At 74.4% G+C, this 3,360-nt stretch carries 1 protein-coding gene and 1 pseudogene; both read left to right on the top strand.

Annotated elements, in window-relative coordinates; translation table 11 throughout:
- The first annotated feature begins 183 nt into the window (after nucleotides 1–183).
- Nucleotides 184–2,093, top strand: a pseudogene (locus tag SSBG_RS18230) (protein kinase domain-containing protein).
- 593 nt (nucleotides 2,094–2,686) lie between these two features.
- Nucleotides 2,687–3,360 (top strand): protein kinase domain-containing protein (locus SSBG_RS18235; RefSeq protein WP_158677837.1); only part of this gene is annotated, 674 nt, incomplete at its 3' end.

Here is a 3,360-nt window from a genome sequence, read left to right on the forward strand (position 1 = left end):
CCCACACCCAGCCCCTCACGCCCGACCTCCCCCGCACCTGACGCCCCATCCCCGCTCCGCCCGCCCGGCGACCGTCCGGGCGTCGTGGCCGAGGACCGTCCCCGGCCGCTACCCCAGGGCGCCGGGCGGTTCCGGCGTGGGTGACAATGGATGCTCTGTCAGGGCGGGTTGCAGAGGGGACGCATGTCGGAATCGGAGCAGGCGCGCGCATCCCAGGGACGGCTCCTCGCGGGGCGGTACCGTCTCGCGGAGGTCCTCGGGCGCGGCGGCATGGGGACGGTGTGGCGGGCCACCGACGAGACCCTCGGGCGGACCGTCGCGGTCAAGGAACTGCGTTTCCCGAACAGCATCGACGAGGACGAGAAGCGCCGGCTGATCACCCGCACGCTGCGCGAGGCCAAGGCCATCGCCCGGATTCGCAACAACGGCGCGGTCACCGTCTTCGACGTCGTGGACGAGGACGACCGGCCGTGGATCGTCATGGAGCTCATCGAGGGCAAGTCCCTCGCCGAGGTCGTGCGCGAGGACGGGCTGCTCGACCCGCGCCGCGCGGCCGAGGTCGGCCTCGCGGTCCTCGACGTGCTGCGCGACGCGCACCGCGAGGGCATCCTGCACCGTGACGTGAAGCCGTCCAACGTGCTCATCGCGGGCGAGGACGGCCGCGTCGTCCTCACCGACTTCGGCATCGCGCAGGTCGAGGGCGACCCCTCCGTGACCTCGACCGGGATGCTCGTCGGCGCCCCCTCGTACATCTCGCCCGAGCGCGCCCGCGGCCACAAGCCCGGTCCCGCCGCCGACCTGTGGTCGCTCGGCGGGCTGCTCTACGCCGCCGTCGAGGGCGTCCCGCCCTATGACAAGGGCTCCGCGATCGCCACGCTCACCGCCGTCATGACCGAGCAGGTCGAGCGGCCCGCGCACGCCGGCCCGCTCGCGCCCGTCATCCTCGGGCTGCTCGTCAAGGACCCCGCCCAGCGCCTCGACGACGCCCGCGCCCGCGCGATGCTCCAGGAGGTCATCGCCGCGCCCGAGGCCAAGCCCGTGGACGCGACCCGCGTCGTCCCCCTCCCGCCCGCTCCCGCCGAGGAGAAGGCGGCGAGCACCGGCTGGTCCACGCCGCGCACCGGCGGCTTCGCCCGCTCCACCCGTACGGGCGGCGCGGCGGCCGGTGCCGCGCGTACCTGTGTGGCGGTGGGCGTACGGACGGCGGCGCGCGTACGGGTGCCGGGGCCGCGCGCACTCCCGCCGCCGGTACGCCCTCGGCGCCCGTGCCCGACCGCCCCCGCGCCTCGCTCAAGGACGTCGTCCCGCGCCGCACCCTCGTGGTGATCGCCGCCGTCGTGGTGCTCGCCGTCATCGCGACGGTCGTGTTCCTCGTCGTCACCAACGGCGGCGACGAGGACAAGCAGGGCGCCAAGGCCGCCACGACCCCCTCCACCTCCGCGCGCTCCTCCGGCGCCCACCGCGACGGCGGCAAGGAGAAGAGCCCGGAGACCTCCCCCTCCGCCCAGCAGCCCGCGACCTCGCGCGAAGCCGGCGCGGACGGCGGCAAGAGCGAGGGCGGGGGCAAGGACGACGACGCCAAGGACAAGGAGAAGGGCGGGGGCAAGGAGGAGGACGGGAAGGGCGACGAGGGGAAGGACGAGAACAAGGGTGGTGCGCCGCTCGACGTCACGAACCATCAGGACCCGACCGGCTTCTCCATAGGACTGCCCGACGGGTGGAAGCGCGTCTCCTCCGGCGCCGCCGGGGTGCGATTCGCCGGGCCCGCCGGGCAGAGACTCCTCATCGGCACGACCACGACGCCGAAGAGCGACGCCGTCGCCGACTGGCAGCGGCAGGAGCGGAGCATGGTCCGCCCGAACTACCACCGCCTCGCGATCAAGCGTGTCGACTACCGGGGCTGGGAGACCGCCGACTGGGAGTTCACGTACACCGACGGCGGCACGCGGATGCACAGCGTCGACCGCGGCACGGTCGTCAACTCCCACCGCGGCTACGGGCTCATGTTCACGGCCAAGGACGCCGACTGGGACAGCACCAGCGTCCGCGACACCTGGCAGACCTTCACGGAAACCTTCAAACCGGCCTCCTGAGCCGAGCCGAGTCGATCCGAGCGATCCGAGACGAGTCGATCCGAGACGAGTCGATCCGAGCTGGTTCGGGTCGAGCCGGGCGGAGAGGGGCTGATTCGCGCACCCGGCCCGACGCCCTCACGCCCTCCACGCCGCCTCCGCCGAGAACTCCCGCGCACCCCAGCGGCTCGGCACCCCTGCGCCCCGGCACCCCGCCGCCCCCCACGGGAACTCCCGCGCCACCCCGCGCGTTGACGGCCCCAGGGGGGGGAGAACCCGCATGTAAGGGACACCCCTAGGGAATCCCCCTCACCCCCGTACCCCCCTTTCCCGCCCCCCGTGCGCTCCCTCGCGACCCTGCGCGATTCCTCGTGCCGTGTTCCGAGGGTTGAGCGGGTCCCGTGACGGGCACGAACGAGACCAGGGTCCCCCGGCCGTCACCGGAGCCCCCCGTGTTCCGGCGGCGTACAGCCGGCGCAGGCCGGGAGGTGCTGCGGCGAACTCGCCCAACTCACCCGGAAAATCCGGCCCCGGCACGTATCGTGAAAGAACGGGGACCGTACCTGACGGCTCGGGACCCGAAACGAACACAGGTGATCACGGTGGGGGGCGTTGTGGACGACTACGCGGGGCGTGTGCTCGCCGACCGCTACCGGTTACCCCTGGACGCCTCCGCCGGGGAGGGCGCGGGACCGGCGGCCGCCGGGCGTGCCTTCGACACGTACAGCGGTCAGGAAGTCCGCCTCCAGCGCGTCCCGTTGCCCGACGTCGTGGAGGGCGAGCTGCCCGGCGACTCGCCCGCGGCGGGTGCGGGCGACCCGTCCGCCGATCCCGTCGTGCGCCGCGCGCTCGACGCCGCCCGCGCCGCCGCGCAGGTCCCCGACCACCCGCGCCTCGACCAGGTCTTCGATGTCTTCGCCGAGGGCGACGCGCTGTGGATCGTCAGCGAGTACGTGCCCGGCCGGACCCTCGGCAGCCTCCTCGCCGAACGCCCCCTCAACCCCTATCGCGCCGCCGAGGTCGCCGCCGACGTCCTCACCGCGCTGCGCGCCCTGCACGCGGGCGGCTGGGTCCACCGCAACATCACCGAGCACACCGTGCTCCTCGCCGAGGACGGCCGCGTCGTCCTCGCGGGTCTCGCGGCCGGCGCCGCCGAAGAGGCCCTGTGCGGGTACGACCCCGTCCCCCCGCGCTCCGCCGTCGAGGACGGCGCGGGACCCGAGGGCCCCCGGCCCCGCGGTGCCATCGACGCCTCGCCCTACGGCGGCGGCTGGGGCGGCGGAGGCAC

The organism is Streptomyces sp. SPB074 (assembly GCF_000154905.1).
In the GTDB taxonomy this organism is placed as follows: Bacteria; Actinomycetota; Actinomycetes; order Streptomycetales; family Streptomycetaceae; genus Streptomyces.